This is a genomic window from Nocardiopsis protaetiae (assembly GCF_045446735.1).
GTDB lineage: Bacteria > Actinomycetota > Actinomycetes > Streptosporangiales > Streptosporangiaceae > Nocardiopsis > Nocardiopsis protaetiae.
The window spans coordinates 1-996 of record NZ_JBJJBV010000543.1; the positions used below are offsets into that span (position 1 = coordinate 1).

Genomic DNA, 996 nt, shown 5'->3' on the forward strand with positions numbered 1-996 from the left:
AGTACCGACGCCACCACCTGCCAGGTCACCCCGGTCGGGGCGTCGGTGGCCACCGGCACCAGCACCGCCAGCGGCACGGCGGCCAGCAGCAGCTGCAGCGCCGACAGCTCCAGGGCGCCGTGGGAGCTGCCCGCCACGAACCGGCGCAGGTAGGGGGTGCCGATGCCGTAGCAGGCGGTCGCCGCCACCACGAACCCCATGCCGACCATCGCGTCCCGGTCGCTCACGCTCACCTCGCCCAGCGAGTTCCACACCCCGAACACCACGAGCACGCCCAGGAACCCGATGCCCAGGCCGAGCAGCCGGTCGCGGTCGGGGCGGCGCTCGTCGGCCAGCAACAGCATCGAGAACACCACCCCGAACAGCGGCGTCGCGGCGTTCACGATGCCCATCACCGCCGAGGGGATGAGCTGCCCGGCGTACCCGAACAGCGTGAACGGGATCGTGTTGAGCAGCAGCGCGGCCACGAACATGTGCGCCAGCAGCCGCGGCGAGGTCGGCAGCCGGCCCCCGCGCAGCAGCACTACGGCCAGCAGCGGCAGGGCGCCGGCGACGATCCGGCCCAGGGACAGCTGCATGGGTTCCAGGGACTGGGCGGCGACCCTGATGAACACGAAGCTCATGCCCCAGATCAGGGCCAGGAGCGCGAACTTGACCCGCCAGTCGGCGGCGAGGCGGCGGACGCCGGCCGACGTGGCCGGGGGCGGAGAGAGCACGGACATGGGATGTTTGTACCGCGCACCGATGTGTTAGGTCTACTTCGTATTTCTAAACGGGTCGGTTAGTGTTGCTTACATGCTCAGTGTCGACCGCCTCCGTGTCCTCCACGCCATCGCGTCGCACGGATCCCTCAGCGCCGCCGCCGAGGCGCTGCACGTGACCAACTCCGCCGTCTCCCAGCAGCTCTCCAAACTCGAACGCGAGGTCGGCCAGCCCCTGGTCGAACGCAACGGCCGCGGGGTGCGCCTCACCGACGCCGCCGAACTCCTCGTCGAG

At 70.5% G+C, this 996-nt stretch carries 2 protein-coding genes; one reads left to right on the forward strand and one right to left on the reverse strand.

Annotated features, from left to right (window positions below):
- The coding region (locus ACJOT3_RS34610) for a DMT family transporter (RefSeq protein WP_406977345.1) at window positions 1–722 on the reverse strand (722 nt) is incomplete at its 3' end.
- Window positions 723–795: 73 nt separating this feature from the next.
- Between ACJOT3_RS34610 and ACJOT3_RS34615 the strand changes: the two genes are divergently transcribed.
- Window positions 796–996, forward strand: a 201-nt coding sequence (locus ACJOT3_RS34615; protein ID WP_406977346.1) for a helix-turn-helix domain-containing protein, incomplete at its 3' end; no start/stop codon positions are given.